This window comes from Peribacillus sp. B2I2, assembly GCF_041261685.1.
GTDB lineage: Bacteria > Bacillota > Bacilli > Bacillales > DSM-1321 > Peribacillus.
In genome coordinates, this window is record NZ_JBGCCB010000002.1 from 44,223 (window position 1) to 62,867 (window position 18,645).

14 protein-coding genes and 1 pseudogene are annotated in these 18,645 nt (G+C 36.1%); 2 read left to right on the forward strand and 13 right to left on the reverse strand.

Features of this window, described 5'->3' with window-relative positions; all coding sequences use genetic code 11:
- Positions 1–18: 18 nt before the first annotated feature.
- Complete coding sequence (locus tag ABIE66_RS28235; protein ID WP_370017164.1) at positions 19–2,127, reverse strand: BglG family transcription antiterminator; 2,109 nt, start codon at positions 2,125–2,127, stop codon at positions 19–21.
- 380 nt (positions 2,128–2,507) lie between these two features.
- On the opposite strand from ABIE66_RS28235, the gene ABIE66_RS28240 reads away from it, so the two are divergent.
- Positions 2,508–2,732, forward strand: a complete 225-nt coding sequence (locus ABIE66_RS28240; RefSeq protein WP_370017165.1) for a hypothetical protein — start codon at positions 2,508–2,510, stop codon at positions 2,730–2,732.
- A 43-nt stretch (positions 2,733–2,775) separates the two neighbouring features.
- Here the strand turns inward: ABIE66_RS28240 and ggt are convergent, their stop codons facing one another.
- The 10 genes and pseudogenes from ggt to ABIE66_RS28290 all read right to left on the reverse strand — a co-directional run bounded on the left by ggt (position 2,776) and on the right by ABIE66_RS28290 (position 13,947).
- Complete coding sequence (gene ggt, locus ABIE66_RS28245) at positions 2,776–4,356, reverse strand: gamma-glutamyltransferase (protein ID WP_370017166.1); 1,581 nt, start codon at positions 4,354–4,356, stop codon at positions 2,776–2,778.
- Positions 4,356–5,591, reverse strand: coding sequence for an MFS transporter (locus ABIE66_RS28250; RefSeq protein ID WP_370017167.1), 1,236 nt, complete (start codon positions 5,589–5,591; stop codon positions 4,356–4,358). Before ABIE66_RS28250 ends, ggt begins: the two co-directional genes overlap by 1 nt.
- Before the next feature lie 205 nt (positions 5,592–5,796).
- A pseudogene (locus ABIE66_RS28255) lies at positions 5,797–5,967 on the reverse strand (IS4 family transposase); the annotation flags it as partial.
- A 631-nt stretch (positions 5,968–6,598) separates the two neighbouring features.
- Entirely contained in the window at positions 6,599–7,831 is a 1,233-nt protein-coding gene (locus ABIE66_RS28260) for an MFS transporter (protein ID WP_370017168.1), read from the reverse strand.
- A 259-nt stretch (positions 7,832–8,090) separates the two neighbouring features.
- Positions 8,091–8,471 carry a VOC family protein gene (locus ABIE66_RS28265; protein WP_289318895.1) on the reverse strand — a complete coding sequence of 127 codons (381 nt, stop codon included), beginning with the start codon at positions 8,469–8,471 and terminating at the stop codon, positions 8,091–8,093.
- Positions 8,472–8,684: 213 nt separating this feature from the next.
- Complete coding sequence (locus ABIE66_RS28270) at positions 8,685–9,746, reverse strand: ROK family transcriptional regulator (protein ID WP_370017169.1); 1,062 nt, start codon at positions 9,744–9,746, stop codon at positions 8,685–8,687.
- Between the two features lie 205 nt (positions 9,747–9,951).
- Positions 9,952–10,326: an STAS/SEC14 domain-containing protein gene (locus ABIE66_RS28275; protein WP_370017170.1), complete on the reverse strand. Its 375-nt coding sequence runs from the start codon at positions 10,324–10,326 to the stop codon at positions 9,952–9,954.
- Between the two features lie 950 nt (positions 10,327–11,276).
- Positions 11,277–12,572: an IS110 family RNA-guided transposase gene (locus ABIE66_RS28280; RefSeq protein WP_370017171.1), complete on the reverse strand. Its 1,296-nt coding sequence runs from the start codon at positions 12,570–12,572 to the stop codon at positions 11,277–11,279.
- A 235-nt stretch (positions 12,573–12,807) separates the two neighbouring features.
- Positions 12,808–13,287, reverse strand: a complete 480-nt coding sequence (locus tag ABIE66_RS28285; protein WP_370017172.1) for a hypothetical protein — start codon at positions 13,285–13,287, stop codon at positions 12,808–12,810.
- 183 nt (positions 13,288–13,470) lie between these two features.
- Positions 13,471–13,947, reverse strand: coding sequence for a GNAT family N-acetyltransferase (locus ABIE66_RS28290; protein ID WP_214811456.1), 477 nt, complete (start codon positions 13,945–13,947; stop codon positions 13,471–13,473).
- Positions 13,948–14,257: 310 nt separating this feature from the next.
- Here ABIE66_RS28290 and ABIE66_RS28295 point away from each other — a divergent pair, with 310 nt between their 5' ends.
- Entirely contained in the window at positions 14,258–14,716 is a 459-nt protein-coding gene (locus ABIE66_RS28295) for a hypothetical protein (RefSeq protein ID WP_370017173.1), read from the forward strand.
- 443 nt (positions 14,717–15,159) lie between these two features.
- Here the strand turns inward: ABIE66_RS28295 and ABIE66_RS28300 are convergent, their stop codons facing one another.
- Together ABIE66_RS28300 and ABIE66_RS28305 are read right to left on the reverse strand one after the other, a co-directional pair.
- The gene (locus ABIE66_RS28300; RefSeq protein ID WP_370017174.1) at positions 15,160–16,212 is read right to left on the reverse strand and encodes an NHL repeat-containing protein; all 1,053 of its coding nucleotides are present in this window, start codon (positions 16,210–16,212) and stop codon (positions 15,160–15,162) included.
- A gap of 435 nt (positions 16,213–16,647) precedes the next feature.
- Positions 16,648–18,474, reverse strand: a complete 1,827-nt coding sequence (locus ABIE66_RS28305) for a GMC family oxidoreductase (protein ID WP_370017175.1) — start codon at positions 18,472–18,474, stop codon at positions 16,648–16,650.
- Positions 18,475–18,645: the final 171 nt, after the last annotated feature.

The following is an 18,645-nucleotide window of genomic DNA, read 5'->3' on the forward strand; positions in this document are numbered from 1 at the left end:
TAATAACCACAGCTTTCCTCATTCCATTACTTCACTTCCATATAACACCTGATTAAACATGGTTACATCTTGTGCTGTAATTAACTGGTCTAATTTCTCTTCATCATTAATTAACTCAATCAGATTTTTCATCACATTTAGATGCGAATAAGAATCCACTGCAGCTAGACAAAAAACAATTTTCACCGGATCATTATCCGGATTTCCGAAATTCACCGGTTCCTTTAACGTCATGACACTAATACCTAATTTATTTACTCCATCTTCTGGCCTTGCGTGTGCTAACGCTAAATGCTTCCCTACTACTATATAAGGCCCATACTCTTCAACAGATTTAATCATGGCGTTTATATATCGCTCTTCAATGACCTCTTCTGTTAACAATATCTGGGCAGATTTCGTAATCGCTTCTTTCCAGTCTTTACATTCTTGCTTTAGTAGAATGTTGGAATCCCTCAAAATATCCTGCAACATCGGCTGTATCTCCCTTGTATTAATTTTTAAATGATGTTCTTTAAAAGTCTCTTCTACTTTCTGATAGCTTTCCTGTGTTACCGTACCGCCGCTTTCTACAATTAACATAAGAATATCCTGCATTAGCATTGTGGCATCTAACTTATTGGAAACGATCCTTCTCTTATTCTTATTTTTGAGTAAAAAATCTTTAATTTCCTTCTTATCACTTTCTCTCAATATTGGATTAAGCAATAATACGGGTTTTCTTGGATAATCAATTGAAATGGTCGTAAAAACTAAATCAACATCAAGCTTGTCAATAAAGGCTAATTCAAACGAACTCAATACTGCTACAATCTCGATATTTAATTGCTCTTTCAAATTCGCAGCCAATAGCTTTCCAGTTGAAATCCCATGATTACAAAGCACAACCGCCTGATAAACATATTGTTCTTTCTGTTTTATTTGGCTGGCAGAAGTTGAAAAATAAACGGTCAAAAACCCGATCTCATCTTCTGATAATGGTTTTTTTATATAGTCCTCTATTTGCTTACTAAAGCATGTGACTGCCTGATAAATCTCGGCAAAGGACTCCTTAATAGTTTCTTTCAACGGATTAAATACCTGTAAATCGTTCTTCGCCCTGCTTAATAACCCTGTGATATGCTTATACAAACCTTCATACAAATCTTCTTCTCTCTGAGAAAAGGGGATTCTGGTTACTTTTTCTACATGCTCAATTAATTGAATAGCTAATAATTGTGCGGTAACCCAATCGAATGAATTATTCATATCTTTTGGATTAAACGATTCGATTGTAAAGGTAGTATATTTTATTTCATTTAATGATGGATATAAACCAAATTCCATACAGATGAAATCCACAAAATTTCTGACAGGATCTTCTTTTATCTCGGCTCTAACTTTGGCTAATTCCCTAAGGTTATTTCCCTCTTGCAACCGCCTTACCCATATACCTAAAAATAGAATGCTTTGATTTCGATATACATGATTAATCTCTACTCGAGACTTTTCAAAGACTTCGTCATAATGTTCTCCAATGACCCTCAATACACTTGTATCCAAATAATCAAGGACAAATTGATCTGCAAAGGTATTCACTGTATCTCTATCTCGGTACCCCAATAGGTTGGAAATATCTGTAACACTATTAATTACGTCGTACAACATAGTGCGTATTGATCGTTCATCTCCTCTTAATACAATCCCTTGCTTTGTTAAACTCACTACAGAAATACCATATTCCTTTAAAAACTGACGAAGTCTTCTCATATCCTCATCCAATGTACTTTTCGATATCTGCAGTTTTTCTTCCATTTCAAAAAGCATTGTCGTTTTTGTGGTATCGGCAATATCTAAAAGTAAGGCAAGAAAACGTTCATTGGGCCTATAATAATCCGTTTCCCTATCATCAACCATTTTCAATTGGAGCTTTCCGCGGTCCACATCAGACAGGTCCAACTTCAACCCCTTTCCTCTTGTCGTCGTAATGGATGGATAATTATTTTCAGACAGATATTTATTAATCAGGACCAATTCGTTTCGAAAAGTACGCTCACTAATATTGAACTCTTTACTTAAATCCTCACAAGTCAAAAAGGTATTTACTTTCAAAAATCTGGTAAGTACTCGTTGAGACCGTTCTTTCATGATAGTAACCCCTTTCATAATTTGATTATAAATGGACATATTCAAATAGTTTAGTACATCTTTTTGCAACTTCAATCTGCAAAAATGTAAGCGTTAACAATTTTATTAATCTAAAATCAAACATCAATCGAAATAAGGGAAAACCGTCTTTGGATGATCCTTCACTAAGTTAAAAACATTTTTAATCCAACTTTCAACAGTTCCTTTTACTTGAAAAAACTCTAGTAGTTGTTGTCCCCCCATCGCCCCGAACTATATGTATGTCTTTCGTTGAAGTTGGATGTATGAAGTTTACCTTTACATCCCCTAGGCGATTTACCATTTTGATGGACGATCAGGTCATGAAGTTATTAAAAAAGCATCTACTATAGCAAAATAAAATGAAAATTCAAAACAGGCATCATTACATGGATGAAAACTTTGTCTTCACTTCACTAGAGGGATATACATTGGTGCAAAAACTGCCTACAATACGATTACTACGTCTTCTTAAGATATTACCGCATATCAACAAGGAAATTACGTTGCATTCATTTAGGCATACGCATCCATTGTTACTGATCGAAGCAGGGGAAATCCAACAACAATTAGGACATACAAAGTAACCCGTTCAATTATGAATACGGGTTACCATTATCATTTTTATTTTTACCTGCCTACAGCTGCACCATCACTTCTTGGATCGACACCACCATGAACAAAGCCTTGATCATCTATTAAAATTACATTTGCATGACCCATAACACCATCAAATTCTTTTACTCTATTAACTAAATGTCCTGCTTTTGCTAGCTGTTCAATTACGTTAAGATTAACTCGTCCTTCTATTTTTAATTCTTGTGTCTCAGCTCCCCATGTTCTTCCCCAAACAAATCTAGGTTCACTGATTGCTCTCCCGGGATCCATACCATAGTCAATCATTCTCGTGATGATGATAGTTTGGGTTTGCGGCTGTCCCTCCCCTCCTTGTGTACCGTACAGAATCCGCGGTCGTCCATTTTTTAATGCCATCGCTGGCATAAGTGTGTGGAACGTTCTCTTATTTGGCTCTAGACAGTTTACATGCGATTCATCAAGTGAAAAGAATGACCCTCTATTTTGCATAATAATCCCCGTATTACCTGCTACGACCCCAGAGCCAAATTCGAAGTAAAGGCTCTGAATAAAGGAAACCGCATTGCCTTCCTCATCCATAATGGCAGCATGAGCTGTATCACTACCGACTGATTGCGTTTGAATATCCCTTGCAATATGTAGATCAATTGAATCTGCGATTTCTTTCGCATAGGATTTACTTAATAATTGCTCTAAGGGAATGGAGTGAAAATCAGGATCTGTTAGTACTGCATTACGATCTTGAAAGGTTCTTTTTAATGATTCTACTAATAAATGATAATATTCATAAGAGCCTTCTGGTATTAAAGAAAGATCAAAATTCTCTAATATATTAAGAGCCATTATTCCGACAAACCCATGTGAATTTGGAGGAACCTGGTATATTTGATAATCTCGATATGACGTTGAAAGCGGATCAGTCCACATACCTTGATGATTAGCGAAATCTTCCAGCGTTAACATTCCACCTTTTTCTTTTAAACTCGAAATAATTCGAGCTGCCAACTCTCCTTTATAAAAACCGTCTCTTCCATATCGAGCAAGATCTTTTAATGTAGTTGCTAGATTAATTTGTACAAATCTTTCATTTAAATCAGGTATTCTTTCATTTGGTAAAAAAATTGCTACTGTATCCGGATCAATCCGTAGTAAATCAGCATTTTTTACCGTATTTTCATGCTGATCCTTTGAAAAAGGAAAACCTATTGACGCATACTGAATGGCTGGCTCTAAAACTTCAGCTAAAGATAGTTGCCCATATTCTGTTAACACAGCATCCCAACTATCCACCATTCCAGGTACTGTAATGATACTTTCTACACCACGATGGGGAATTGATTTTTTCCCCTTAAATACTTCGCGTGTAAGTTTAGAACCTGAACGGCCACTCCCATTATAAGCACGAACCTTTTGATCCTTTACACTATATGTAAGCCAAAAGGAGTCACCACCAAGTCCCGTCATATGTGGATATACGACTGCTAAACAAGCGCTAACTGCTACTGCAGCATCAAATGCGTTTCCGCCTTTTTGGAGAATGGAATTTCCAGCTTGTGATGCAAGATAATGAGGGCTAACTACCATTGTTTTGGATCCAACAATTGTTTTATTCATCATGCTGTTTCCTCCTTAGACAAATTCATTGATTTTGAAGTAACGACTGTTGCTTTTAATTGTTTATCCGTAAAAATAAACAACATTGCTCCAATTAACAATAAACCTCCTGATAGATAAAAACCGAATTCTAGGCTCCCTGTTCTGTCAGCGAAATATCCAGTAATATAAGGGGCGAATATGGAAGAGAGCATTCCACTAAAGTTGAAAAATCCATATACTCTTGAATACATAGAAGAAGGAGTTATATCTGCCAGATAAGATATTAATACTGGATCAAGAGCCAACTTTCCAAGGAATCCATATAAGGCTAATCCAATAAGAAGCAAGGAATAGTTTCCAATATACGGAATTGCAAACTGGCAAAAAGCTCCCGCAATTGCTAATATGATAATAAGTGGTTTTTTGCTTTTTATTTTGTCTGACAAGTAACCAAAGATAATTGCTCCTGGTATTGAAGCCCATGGTACTAACGATGCGATGATTCCTGTTTGTGAAGCTTCAACTCCACGCGTTGTTTGTAAATAGTAAGGAAGCCATGTCAGCATTCCAAAAAATCCATACAATGAACAAAAGATTAAAATATATACCAATATATGATTTTTTGTAAATAATTGTTTTATACTACCTTTTTCTTGTATTACCTGTTTTTGTTTCTTTTCTTGTTTTTGATTGTCTCGTACAAATAGTCCAATTAAAATCGCAACAATGATAGTAGGTATAGCAAAAACATAAAATGGAAATTGCCATCCTTTATTTAAAGTATATGTAAAATAACTCGATGCAATAAATCCAAGAGAAATACCGAAGGCCATTCCACTATTTATAAGTGCAGAAATTAGTCCCCTATATTTTTTAGGAGTTATACTTGATGAAATTCCATATTGTGAACCATAATATGTACCTTCGCCAAGACCTGTTAACGCACGCATTAATAGAAAAATACCAAAGCTTGCAGCTAGTCCACTAAAATATGTTCCAACACCGAATAGTATATATCCAATAACTAAAACTCTCACTCTTCCAAACTTATCAGCTAAAAATCCAGTTGGAATTTGCATAAGTGCATAAGCGGCAAAAAATACAGTCGACATTAACCCTAATTGAGAATTATCAAGTCCCCATTCATCACCAATACTCCCCATAACTGGCGAAAGTATGTTTCGATCAGCATACATAAAAACCCAACCTAAAAAGAAAAGAAAAATAACAATTGCTGGATGTGTTTTTTTCATTCATAAATCCCCCTTTAGTTTTCCTAATATTGGGGTTATTATAACAACAAACATTATAGGAAAAGTCATTTATGTTAGGTTTCCTTACATTGTTTATTCACATTATGAAATTAATATAACTATTTTATATCCGTTTCGAACGAGTTTTTCATATTTTTATTCCTAAACGGAGTCTCGCCACATCACCATCAAGTATTTTAAAATATCATTTTGCAGATTTGAGCTTTTGTGACATTGTACAATCATATACAACACATAAGATATCAAAGACCGTTTTCTTCTCATATCGGTGAGACTTTTGTCCATTTTTTTCCAAAAGGTAAAAAAGACGTAGAAAAATCTTTGATAATTCTTGAGTGGACCCTGCGCGGGCTTGGCTTCGCCACGATAAATGTATCTCTGGCCTTTGGGTTCCTCTCTTTATCTTCGGCCTTAGCCTTATTCTCCTTGCCTTGCTTGTAGACTTGTTGTGATGTCCGAGCGAGCATAGGTCGCTACTCGCGGAGATTTAGCTGCCTTCTGTACTATCGTAGGTTGGACCTCATTCACCTCTTTATTACTTATATGAGTCCTAAAAGGTGTGTACCTCTACAACACATACGCTTTCCTTATCATGCAAAAGAACATATACATGCAAACTGCTTTTTTCCATGTTCCCCCTTTGAAACCGGAGAAAAGAACGGGTTTGTGGTATGTCTCCTAAAAACACGAATTCATGTTTTAGTTCTTTTACTCGATTCCCAATTCCGGTTAACTTAACAGCTAGTTATCTTTAATCCAGAATTTTTGACATGTTAAACCTCCTGATTACGGGATACAAATTACGTGAGGCTAATTACTTGCAGTTTTACATAAAAAAGACTGAAATTCACTATTTTGTATTCATTTATAACATTGATATCCAGCTAACATTTTCTCTTTTTCAGTTTTCATAATAAATCACTCCTAATACTTTTTTTCCTTAATGTAAAATAAGCAACTTTGTTATCTATTGAATTCCTACATAATTAAAATGCTTTTGAGCTTTTATCTTTCCTCTTTAATAAATCCTTCTTTGTCAGTAAGGTATTTAATTTTTCCGAACTTAGGAGCATTGCTGCAACAAAAACAGCAATACAAAATGGGAAGATTCCTATTGTTGAATGAGATGCAATGAAACCAAGTAGAGGTGGAATGAAAGTACTACCTGTATAGGCAACAGCCATTTGATAGCCCATAATTGTCTGGGAATGCTTCTTCCCAAAACGTGTTGGAGTTTCATGCAACATACACGGAAATATCGGTGCTAATCCTAGTCCAACCATAATAAAACCTACAAGCGAAAAAGTGGAAGGCAATGGTAGGAATAGAAGTGTGGCACCAGCTAATGCTATTATTTGCCCCATCCGAATGAGAGTGCGGTTACTCATTTTAAAGGTAATAAAGCCTGTAATAAATCTACCCACTGTTATTCCTGCGTAATATAAGGAAACCCATTGTGCAGCAACCGCTACCGGTAACTCCTTGACATTTACCAAAAAGCTACTTCCCCAAAGACCTACTGTTGATTCAACCCCACAATAAAACAAGAAGCAGATTAGAGCCAGTTTAACTCCTTTAATTTGTAAAGGTTTTACATGTTTACCTTCTACATTGTTAAATACACCTTTTGAATCTTCCGGCTCTTCAATTAAGGTGATGTTTCTGTTTTTTTTCACTCTATTCCATAAGGGCAAAGTGAAGAGAAGTATTACAGTTAAAGTGAACTGAATTCCAGAGATTGCAAAATATCCATTTCTCCAAGAATGTTGTTCTGAAATAAACTGAGCCATAATTATAGGACCAAAAGTAGCACCGACTCCCCAAAAACAATGTAACCAACTCATATGGTGTGCCTTATAATGTGTAGCAACATAATCGTTTAATCCTGCATCAACAGATCCTGCACCTAATCCAAGTGGTATGGCACATACAATTAACCAAACTAGCGATGGAGCAAAATGAAAGCCCAGCAATGCTCCAGCAGTCATTAAGCAACTTACAAATGTGACATTACCAGTTCCGAACCGTTTGAGTACCGTTCCGCTAGCTAAACTGGAAATAATTGTACCACCTGCAATCGTCATAAAAAGTAATCCAGCAGTCTCAAGTGGGGCTCCATAGTCAGATTGCATCACAGGCCATGCTACCCCCAACAATGAATCAGGTAAACCTAAGCTAATAAAAGCCAAATAAATGATGACTAAAAGGAATGTTGTCATATTCAAACCTCACTTTTAATTATTTGGTGCTCAATTGTACTTTACAATTTGTTTTACGTTCTTGTTCCATTCATCATGAGATCAAGTCTAAGACTTGGTGATCCATATAAATAATGTAGCTTCCATCTTGAGTTACCCCCTATGTAAACAAACTTATTAAAAACATTTAAAAAGTATAGAAAAAACACTTATTAAATATCTTTAATAAGTCACTAATAATGAAAATGTTTCAGCAACCTTTACCATTTTACCCCTTGTATTATACAGTCAACTCTAAAAGATTTCCTTCAGGGTCTTCTACAACACTCTCATAATACCCGTCTCCAGTGATACGGGGACCACTAATATGAGGATAACCATTATTTTTTAATCTAGCTGTCATTTGATTAACGGATTCCTTGCTTCCCAAGGAGATGGCAATATGAGCCCAACCAATTTTATCTCCCCGATTTTGCTTATTAATTTCTGCCTTACGCATAATCTCTAATCGTGTACCCGAGTCAAAAGTTAGAAAATAAGATTCAAATTTCTTTTCACTATTATGATATTTAATGTTTGATTTACAATTAAAATAAGTTTCATAAAACTCCCTCATGCCTTCCAAATCATTGACCCAGATAGCAACATGTTCAATTTTCAATTCTTTTCACTCCTTTAAATTATAGAGGTTATTGCTAGATCTTGATATTATAGGGGAATCACCACCTTATATGACATTATTTCAAGTGTTTTTTTACAAAAATTAATTTCTACCTTTGTTTTAGTTGCATTATCAAAAGGAAATTTTAAAATCCATTAATTTTATATATTTGTAAGAGATAAATGTAGCCTAGAATAAATGTGATTTTACTTTTCATGTAGAAACAGATTTACTGTTTGTTCCATTCATCATGAGATCACGACCAAGACTTTGTAATCCATATAAATAATCCTGTTTCCAATCACTCATTGTAAGCGATGGAAGATGTTCTGACGGGATATATTTTGAGCTACCTACGGCAATTTTGTCTAAAATAACTTTTTCAACTTCATCGTTACTAAAAATGATGGTATGAGGGTTAATGATAGCTACAAACGAGGCTACTAACCTGCTAATTGCATCAATCTCATAATCCTCACAAATAGTTACTTTTTTAGGTCCACTTCCATTTTCCAAAGCTTGCCGAAAATTTCGGTCATTATACTGAGGGACGAATGAAACCTCTCCTGAAAAAAAAGTACTTCCTCGCACCACATCGCCATTTATCATAATTCCTGCACCCGGGCCATTTTCACCAGAATACAAATATATAAGGGATTGATTGTCCTTAATTCCCCTATTATTGTGATATCCAAGAACAGCAGCATTCATATCGTTCTCTACTACGACAGGTATAGAAAATTGCTCCTCATAATATCCTTTTAAATCAAAATTTTGAAACTGCTCGTATCCTGGTATATAGAAAATCCGGCCACTATCAACCGAACCAGGAACGCCAATTGCCATAGAACTGGTTTTCGAATATTTAGTCATTATGTTTTCAATGCACGTAGTTAATAAATTTAAACCATCATCCATTAATACACTCGGCGCTTTTCCTTGTTCCTTTACTTCTCCCACACAATTAAAAATTGTATAATTCGTCTCTGTTTTCTCTAGAAATATTGCCAGACCTAACATATGCTCGGGATTGTATCTATATCTTTTTGCTCTTCTCCCACCACTAGAACCGTCTAAACCGACTAAAATAATTTCCCCATCCTTCTCCATCTGTGCTAGGAACTTACTTATTGTCGGGAAACTAATTCCTAATGTATGGCTGAGTTCAACTTTTGTTGCACTTCCAAGTTCTAAAAGAGTTGTACGAATACCACGAAGGATTATCTTCTTAATAGATTTTGGAGTAGCTACTAACTCATTCACTAGATTCACCACCTAAAAAAATAAACTTATTAAAGAATTTTAATAAGTTACGGTGTTAATATACCATATACAAATTTGTTTTTGTACTATCCTGCCCCTTTAGCTCCATAAGAATAAGCTGCCGAAGCAACCCCTGTTATATAAGACTTATCGCAGAGTTGACACAAACTGTGCATTAAAAAAAGTTACCTTTCAGCAACTTAGGAGTAATAATTCGTTATTTATATTTAGTAAGCCTGTCAATTAATTGGTCATAATTACTTGAGAACATTGCATTGTCTTTGGTATTAGACTTTTCAAGGTGAATTAGAATATCCCCTTCTTCTAATAAAAAAGCGACAGCAATGGTGTTCTCTAATATATTATTAGAGAACAATTTGTCTTTCCACAACTTTTGTACAGAAAAATGTTCTGGAGTATAACCTTTACGATTAACTAACAACTTATACTTTTTCCCCTGTCTAATAAATGAATAGCACGTTTTCTCAAATGAATTAAACCATGTGTTTACATCAGCAAGTGTTATGAAACCTGTCAAATTAGTAATAATAATATCTTCAGAAATGGATGTACTTATATTTTTAACATTCAATTAAACAACAACTCCTTCCTATCATCATAAACCAAATAATGGAAAGTGGTATGAGTTTTAATGTTGCACAGTTCGAATAAACAAGGAAGGAGTCATTCCCATGAAAGAATTAGCCGAGTTTAGAAGAAGCAGCGAAAATAGGTTCATTACCTGTTGATACGCCTTTACCTAAGATGCCAGGTGGCCTCTAAACCATATAAGGTCCGTACGTGACCGGATATACAGAAGCCCATTATTAGGATATCTTGATTCATATTTTCAAAGAAGATTTTTATAAATGGTGGACCAAAAATGCACGGTGAATATGGAAAAATCTCAGCATGGGCTAATTTGTCTTACCTTTGAGTTTGTCTTTGCCTTAAATAATATAAACCACGAGCTAAGTTGAAAAGAGAATAAGTACCAAAAAGGATTGGGAAAGCTTTAGAATTTTGAAAAACTCTAAATGAAACTAAAGCCAAAATAAGAAAAAATAGAGTGAAGATAAAACTTTGTGTATACCTGGGAAGCTTTTTCAAAAGTAAACCACCTCTTTCTTATTTTACCAATAAATGAAAGATTAGCGAATCTCATAATACAGTGCTTCTAAACTCTATATTCATAAAAATTACTTATTAATTTATTAAGTCACAGTTCGAACACACTACAATGAACTAACCTCCCTCAATAAACTAAACACAATCTCACGATTGCTCTAGAATTCTTAGGATTTCATAGTCATATCATTAACCCACTTTAGGATATCCACATGTCTCATGGAGGTCAACCCTTCCATGTCTCACAGAGTCGATGCTCCTACATTCCTTCGTTCAACCTTTCCATGAGGTGGATGTCGGTCATGCTGCCCCACAGGATCTAAGTCCTCACGTTAGTTGCTTTGCCGACTAATCCGTGCTTCACTTTTAAATGAGTGTTAATTAAATGACCGTGTACCCTTAAAATTCAATGAACTATGCGACTGTTTGATGGACTACAAATGTTGCCATATGAGGGATATCCTTTAACATCTTGTCTTCTTGAAACGTAAATTGTTTTTTACCGATTGAAAACAGAATTCGAATAAGCTTGTTACACAAGGCTATCAGAGATTGCATTTTCTTTAAGGGATTGTGAGAACGTGTTGTGTAATATATATGAAGAGCTTTAAAAGCCTTGTTCTTTGCCACCAGTATCATGGCTGCCCGGAATAAGAGAGCCCTCAATTTCTTTCGTCCCCGTTTGGTAATCTTGGTCTGACCTTTGTGCTTTCCGGATGTGTTTTCTTTTAAACTTAAACCTGCTAATTTTACGATTTGGCGAGGATGTTGATAGTCTCTGAGGTCGCCGACCTCTGCGAAAAACCCTGCTACTGTATCTCGACCGATTCCTGACACCTCTAACATCTGTGTGACACCTGGGATATGGTCTAATAACTGATCTAATTGATGATCTAATTCTTCGAATTTCATTTGAATAAAATCATACTTCTCTAGTAAAGCTCTCAACTCTAATTTCGCCATAGCTGCCCCTTGACGAATACCAATCGAACGATTGGCTGCTTCTTTGAGTGCTCGTATCTTCTTTAAGCCTATACTGCGTTTTACCACTTGTCTTAAGGAAAGTAAGAGCTCCTCTTCCGTATAATTTACAAGTTCATGTGGCAAGGCTTCTAGCTTTAGAAAATGAATAGCTGCCTTGCCTTCCCAACTTTTGAACACTGTCAAAAATTCGGGAAAGTAACGATCAAGCCAGTTATGAACTTGTCCCTGAACGACCTGTAAGTCAACGTTGAGAAGATCACGAAGTTTTTTGGCCACTCGGAGTTCTGCATAAATTCCTTGGGGAATTGTCGGTTCGGCGTATCTTCCGTCTTTGACTAATTGTGCGATGACTTTTGCATCTTTCACGTCATTCTTTGTAGGTGAATTATCGTCTAATTCTTTACTTCGTTTAACATGTAGTGGATTGACAGATACAAACTTAATATTATTCTCTTTTAGAAAATGAGCTAGATTTAACCAGTAGTGACCAGTTGGCTCCATGCCTATAATCACTTGATTTAACTTACACTCTTTAACAAGTTGGTTAATCCAATCTAGAAACGAATGAAATCCTGCATTCGTATTTTCAAAGAAACACGTTTTACCCAGTTCCAATCCTCTAAAATCCTGTGCTCTCGCGACATGATTGTGCTTGGCTATATCTACTCCGACAATTAAGGTTTCAGAAGTAATTTGAGTGATTTTATGATTTTGGTTATAATTCATTGTGAGACCTCCAAATAGATGTTTTGTCCTTTTTTAGCTGGCCAGCTTAGGACACATTCATCTTATCAAGAGGTCTTTTTTCGTTCAAACCTCATTTTCAGTTATTACAGGAATGCTGCCCCTATAGTTCATTAAGCAAAAAGGCCACCAAATGGCAGCCTCGGATCTCAACTAACGCACCCGTTAGTTACATAAGGAATTTCAGATTTTTTGCTTCAATTCTTTGATATTTTTATTATTTTACTACATTAATCTTAACAAAATAACTTGCTACTTTTCCTGTTTCAAATTCAGATAAGTATTCAAGAATATAATGTCCAGGTTCTGAAATGGATTGAACGGTTGATTCGGATTCAAAACGTGGTATAACTTTATTTCGATCTACACTGTAAAAAAATATGTTCGTAGCAGTAGTTGATGCACTATTTTTATAAGTAAAATGATGGTTAGAATGGACCGTTATTTCCGGTTCATTTTGTAAATATGTATTTAGTTCATTTACGCTTTTATAAGTAAGATTTTTTGTAATACTTTTGCCAAAAGCACTATAATCATAATCTTTTGCTTTCAATTCATATGTCTTATGCTCATTTTTTATCGAAGCAGTTGGTACAGTTGGAAAATAAAAAAAGCTATAATAAACAAAGAAGAGTACTATGAATATGCCAATTAACTTCCACGTTTTTTTCATTTTATTGTTGCGAGCTTTATTCATTTAAATTCTCCTTATTGTTCAATTAATTAATTTTTTTCTCTAATCTTAATTATTCTGTAATTTTTCTAATAGTCCTTCCGTATTCAACTAACCTGCCCCGTTAGTGCCATTAAAAAAGGCTGCCTTAAAGGCAGCTCTGATCTTAAGCTAATGCACCCGTTAGTTCATTAAGCACTATGTATTTTACACCGATAAATTCATTATAAACTGTTCACCAATTGGACCTATTTTTCTCTTGCCAGTATCTTGAAAACCCACTTTCAAATACAGTTGCTGGGCAGGAAGATTTTTATGATTTACAACTAAAACGATTTCATCACAGTTAGGAAATTCAGATTTAACAAAATCACTTAGTAAGAGCATACCTTGTTTAGCATAACCTTTTCCTTGCTTCGCATGATTAACAGATAATGCAGTTAACAACATAGCTTTCGGATTATCTGAATACTCCTTTACTCGTTCAGTTGAATGTAATAAAAAGAAACCTACAGGTTCATTCTCACTTAAAATAACAATCCGATGTTGCCCTTCTGTCGCCTCTAAAATCTTGTTTGGTAATGCAGTGAACTGCACTTGTTCTTCAGGAAGTTCAAAAGAATTTAATACATCTAAATATTCATTCGAAAAATGTTTTAACTCAACGTAATCAACTTTTTCCATAACCTTACTCCCCCTCAATTTATTTACAGATTATCATCCGAACATACATTTGTAAATTATTGTTAGTCAACTAACCTGCCCCGATAGTTTAAGTACATTCTTTCACAATCTCTATATGTTTTTAACATTAATATCCAAAATTTTAATATAAATTATCAAACTTTATTACAGAGCACACCAGTGAATCAAAATCTACTGAAAAGTGGGCTTCAGCTAGTAATATGCCGAGGATTGGAGAGTATGGTAAATAATTTGCATGTTATTATTAATAAGTAAGTAGATAAGAGCAATAGAAAAGGTGGAAATACATATGAAGAAGACAGTATTAGCTTTCACAATCGCAGGAACGTTAGTAGGATTAAGTGGGGGATACGCAATCGGTTTTTACAATGCGGACGAAAGGCAAGATGAAAAGCAAAATGAAAAGATTATCGCAGAAATAAACCGTCTCTCAAAAATTAAGGAAATGCCAATAGTACACCTGGACGAGCAAACATCTGAAGTATATATGGGTAGAGAAAAACTGATTGCTAATGAGGGTGAAGAGAATATCATTTCTGAGACATTTGAAATCAGTGATATCGACAATGGTAAACTCCTTGGGGAGAATTTGCGAGGCGAGGGAGAAGACATTACTTTTGATAAAAAGGTATTTACTACCAGGGGATTCCAGCCAGACTTTGGTAGTATTTACCGCGTGGGTTGGGAAGAATCCGATTATAAAAACAAAGAATGGGACAAAGTTGTTGTACTCGAACAGCTAAAGTGAATACCTAAGATTAGAGAGTATGGTAAATAATTTTTATGACAAAAAGGATCTATTACTCGTATAAATATTACTAATGTAGAGCTTAAATCAACAATTACAAAGAAGTTTAGAAAAGTGAAACAAGAATTTAAAATAAGACGGTCCTTTTAAAGACCGCCTTATTTAGCTTTGAAACAAAGTTTGATCATTTTTGTGTTCCTTAATGAATTAACGCACCCGTTAGCGTAAGTACATTTCTTCACACTCTAAAGACGTAATACCTGTATCGTGAGAACCACCTTGACCTGTGTGATGTTAGAAACTTGGCGAACTCACCTCGCTGTAAGGAATATTTTAAAACAAATCAAAGACCTTTTAGAAAAGTTACACCTTGTCCAAAGAAAGACCGCTATCTAAACACAAGTGGCGGTCTTTCCTTATATATTCAAATTTTAACTACTATTCTAGTCACTGCTTTCATCATCATGGTGGTGATCATCGTCGCTGCTTTCTTCCTTGTCCTGCCTGTAAGCTAGTGTTGCGGGGTCCGTTTTGCCAAATGTCAGATACCACGGCTCCGTTAACGGTCCTCCCAGAAGAGCTGGACGTACAAACACATCAAATGTTTTGCTCTTAACGTTGTAGCGACGTACAGAACCTGTATCAGGTCCCAAAGGCTGGCCATTAACGGGACCCGGTCCTGTAATAGGGACAAATAGTTTACCGTTTGGACCAAACAGGATTGCCTGCGCAAAGGCGCGGGGCTGTCCGACGGCATAGAGATCAATCTTATCAAGAAACCTGCCCTTACGGTCGAAGATAAGAATTTTGTCCGTGTCACTCGGGTCCCTTCTGAAACTGGTGATATAGAGGTTGCCATCAGGACCGAAGACCAAACCTTCCGAACGGTTAAAATCTGGAATGGAATCGCCCTCAATGAACACATCAATGAATTCCCCGGTTTTCGGATTATAGCGCACTACCCGTCCACCGAGCTGACCTTCTGCAGTAGTAGGGTTGTTACTGACGGACACATATAACAAGCCGTCCGGACCAATTACTACACTTCGGGGAAAAAACTGTACTCCAGGCGGGTGTTCAAGATTTCCCTGAAACACCCCAGTGATACCATGATATGTCCTCACTTCTCCATTAAGGCCGGTCTCTACAATAATGTCTGCCACAAACAGAATATTTTGTTTCGAAAGGACGATACCGCGCGGGGCGAACGGAGCGTTAGGATCATTGGGATTGACGAGATATCCTTGAAACTGTCCAGTGTGTGCGTCGTACTTTAAAATGCTTCCATTTTGAGGTGCTGGAGGAGGAGGAGGCAGTACGTTTTGGTTAGTAACAAGGAGATTACCATTATGATCGAAGATAAGTCCCCGGGGACCATTTAAGCCGTTGTCACCTGATGGAACAAATCTTCCAAGGAACCTGCCCGATTCTGCATCAAATGTCTTCACGGTGTTGTCGAAGCCGTCTCCAATGTAGAGATAGTCATGTCGTTTCATTCTAGATAAAAACTCCCTTCTATTAATATTGTTTTAGATTTAAAAAATATACTTAAATCTATTATTAATCTATTCGTTTGAGAGCTTTTTGTATAAGACAAACACTCTGATAAAAAACACAATTTTAACTTTAGGTAGTCACGCCTAATGGTCAACTAACTCTTACCTTGCTCCTTTCATTGTTAATGAGATGAGGTAGATGTGAGATGCCTACTTCAATTAAACTGCCCCGTTAGTGCCATAAGAAAAAGCTGTCTTAAATACATCAATTATCCTGCCCCTTTATTCCATAAGAAAAAAGAGCTGCCAAAGCAACTCCCTTGTTGAAGTAAAGCACCCGATAGTTTAAGTGTAATTCTTCACAAACACTCATAAAAGCCAAATCCAAAAGACCGCCCCTACCGTCGAAACGGTCTTTCCTTGTACTTTTAAATTCTAACTACTGCCCTCGTCACTACTTTCATCATGATGTCTTTGGTGTGAATTATGGTGACTATGATTATGATTGTCGCTACTTTCTTCATAACTATCCTCAATTTCATCATCATCAAAAACGTAAGAATGGGAATCGTTTTGAATGAACCTCACTGCATTTAAACCGATCATCTGAGCAGGCATGCAAGTATTAGCATCTGGTAAAATAGGAGAGACGGAAAGATCAGCGACTTTAAGATTTTTGGTACCAAAAACATTCAGGAATCCATCAACAACTCCTTGTTGAATATTCCTCCCCATTTTACATTGTCCTCCAAAGTGATCGAAACTTGTATATGAAGCCCTGACAAAAGATGCAAGTTGATTTCGTTTTTCTTCTTCATTCGGGTTCAGGAAGATATTCTCAGGAGGGTATACCACATTATAAATGCCACTTGGGTCTAGTTCACGAGCCTTCATCATAATATTGAACGTTTCAATATATTGATCCACCATAAAATTTAAGTCATCCGGATTTTCGAGTGGATTCAAGGTAACCGATGGATAAGCTTCGGGGTCGCTGTGTGCTACCGTCATAGTGCCCCTGCTTTTGGGGTTAAGGTCTACTATCGCAAAACTCATGATATTGCTCGATTTTTTGTCATCAAATTGCCATTGATTAATAAACACATCTTGAATCGGGACAAAAAATGTTAGTGGAACCCCTAATAGATGAAGGCGGCGTCCATCTCCATTATCCTTTTTAAACGCACCTAGTGCAAATGGCTGGTTAGGATCAGCAGCCAATACCTGCAGAAGTCGGCTTGTTTCTACTCTTACTCCCATTCCAACAAAAGAATGAGCCTGAAAATTGTGACCAACATTTGGGCTCTCTACCAAAGTTGATATCCCTGCTTCAGCCAACTCAGTCGGTCTTCCGATTCCTGAACGTTGTAGAATGACCGATGAGAAATTACCTGCAGAGACAATGATTCCTTTTCGGGCAAAAGATCTTTCTGACACTCCGTCTCTGACATATTCAACTCCAACAGCAATGTTAACCCCCTTTTTTTCTTTAAATAGAATTTTATTCACTGTAGTTTTTGCGAAAATGACCAATTTTCTCTGACCGACCCCAAACTCATCTGGGTGGACTTCAGTCCCCTGTGTAACAATATTTTTGTTTAAATACCCAGTTGCAGTAGATGAACGGACAAACATTCCATCTACTTTTTGTTGGGTAAATTGCGATTTAAAAAATGTACAATCTCTTATACCTGTATTGTAATCTTTAACAATTGGGATACCCAAAACAGCTGATGTTGCTTCAGCTAAAGTTTTTATAATCCCACCACCATCAGGAATGATTTGTTGTCTAATAAAAATCGGACCTTTTGTTCCTCGTTCGTTTGGGTCTTTTGTCGTTCCTGTATAAGTTTCATTTTTTATGAATAAAGGACGAACATTCTCGTAACTCCATTGATCTCCGACGAGATTTGCCCACTCATCATAAAGGTTACTGCTTCCACGATCTGCATACATCGCATTATGTTCTGAGCTTCCCCCAATTACTCTGCCACCTGATAATCGAAGCTGACGTCCAATGTTTAACTCCAGTTTAGAAAGTAAATTAAATGAAAACTTATTATCAAATGAAAAAGTAACTGAATCTAAAACAGAAGGACTACTTAGTTCGTGTGTCAAATTTGTTCCTGCTTCAAGGACTAGTAAGGAAGTTTTTTTGTCATCTGTTAATTTTTTAGCAATTACCCCTCCGGCAGTTCCGGCACCAATGACAATATAATCAAATTTATTGTTATCTTTTTTTTTCTTTTTATCTTTTGACAAAATTTCATCATCTCCTTTATACCATTAGATGAAATTTGATTAATAATAGTAAGGGCAAGTATATCCGTTAAACAACCTATTTTTCTTCAACTAAACTGCCCCTTTAGTTCCATAAGAAACGGGGAAGAAAGGGCGTTTAAGAGCGGTAACACTCAATAGGTATTACCGCAA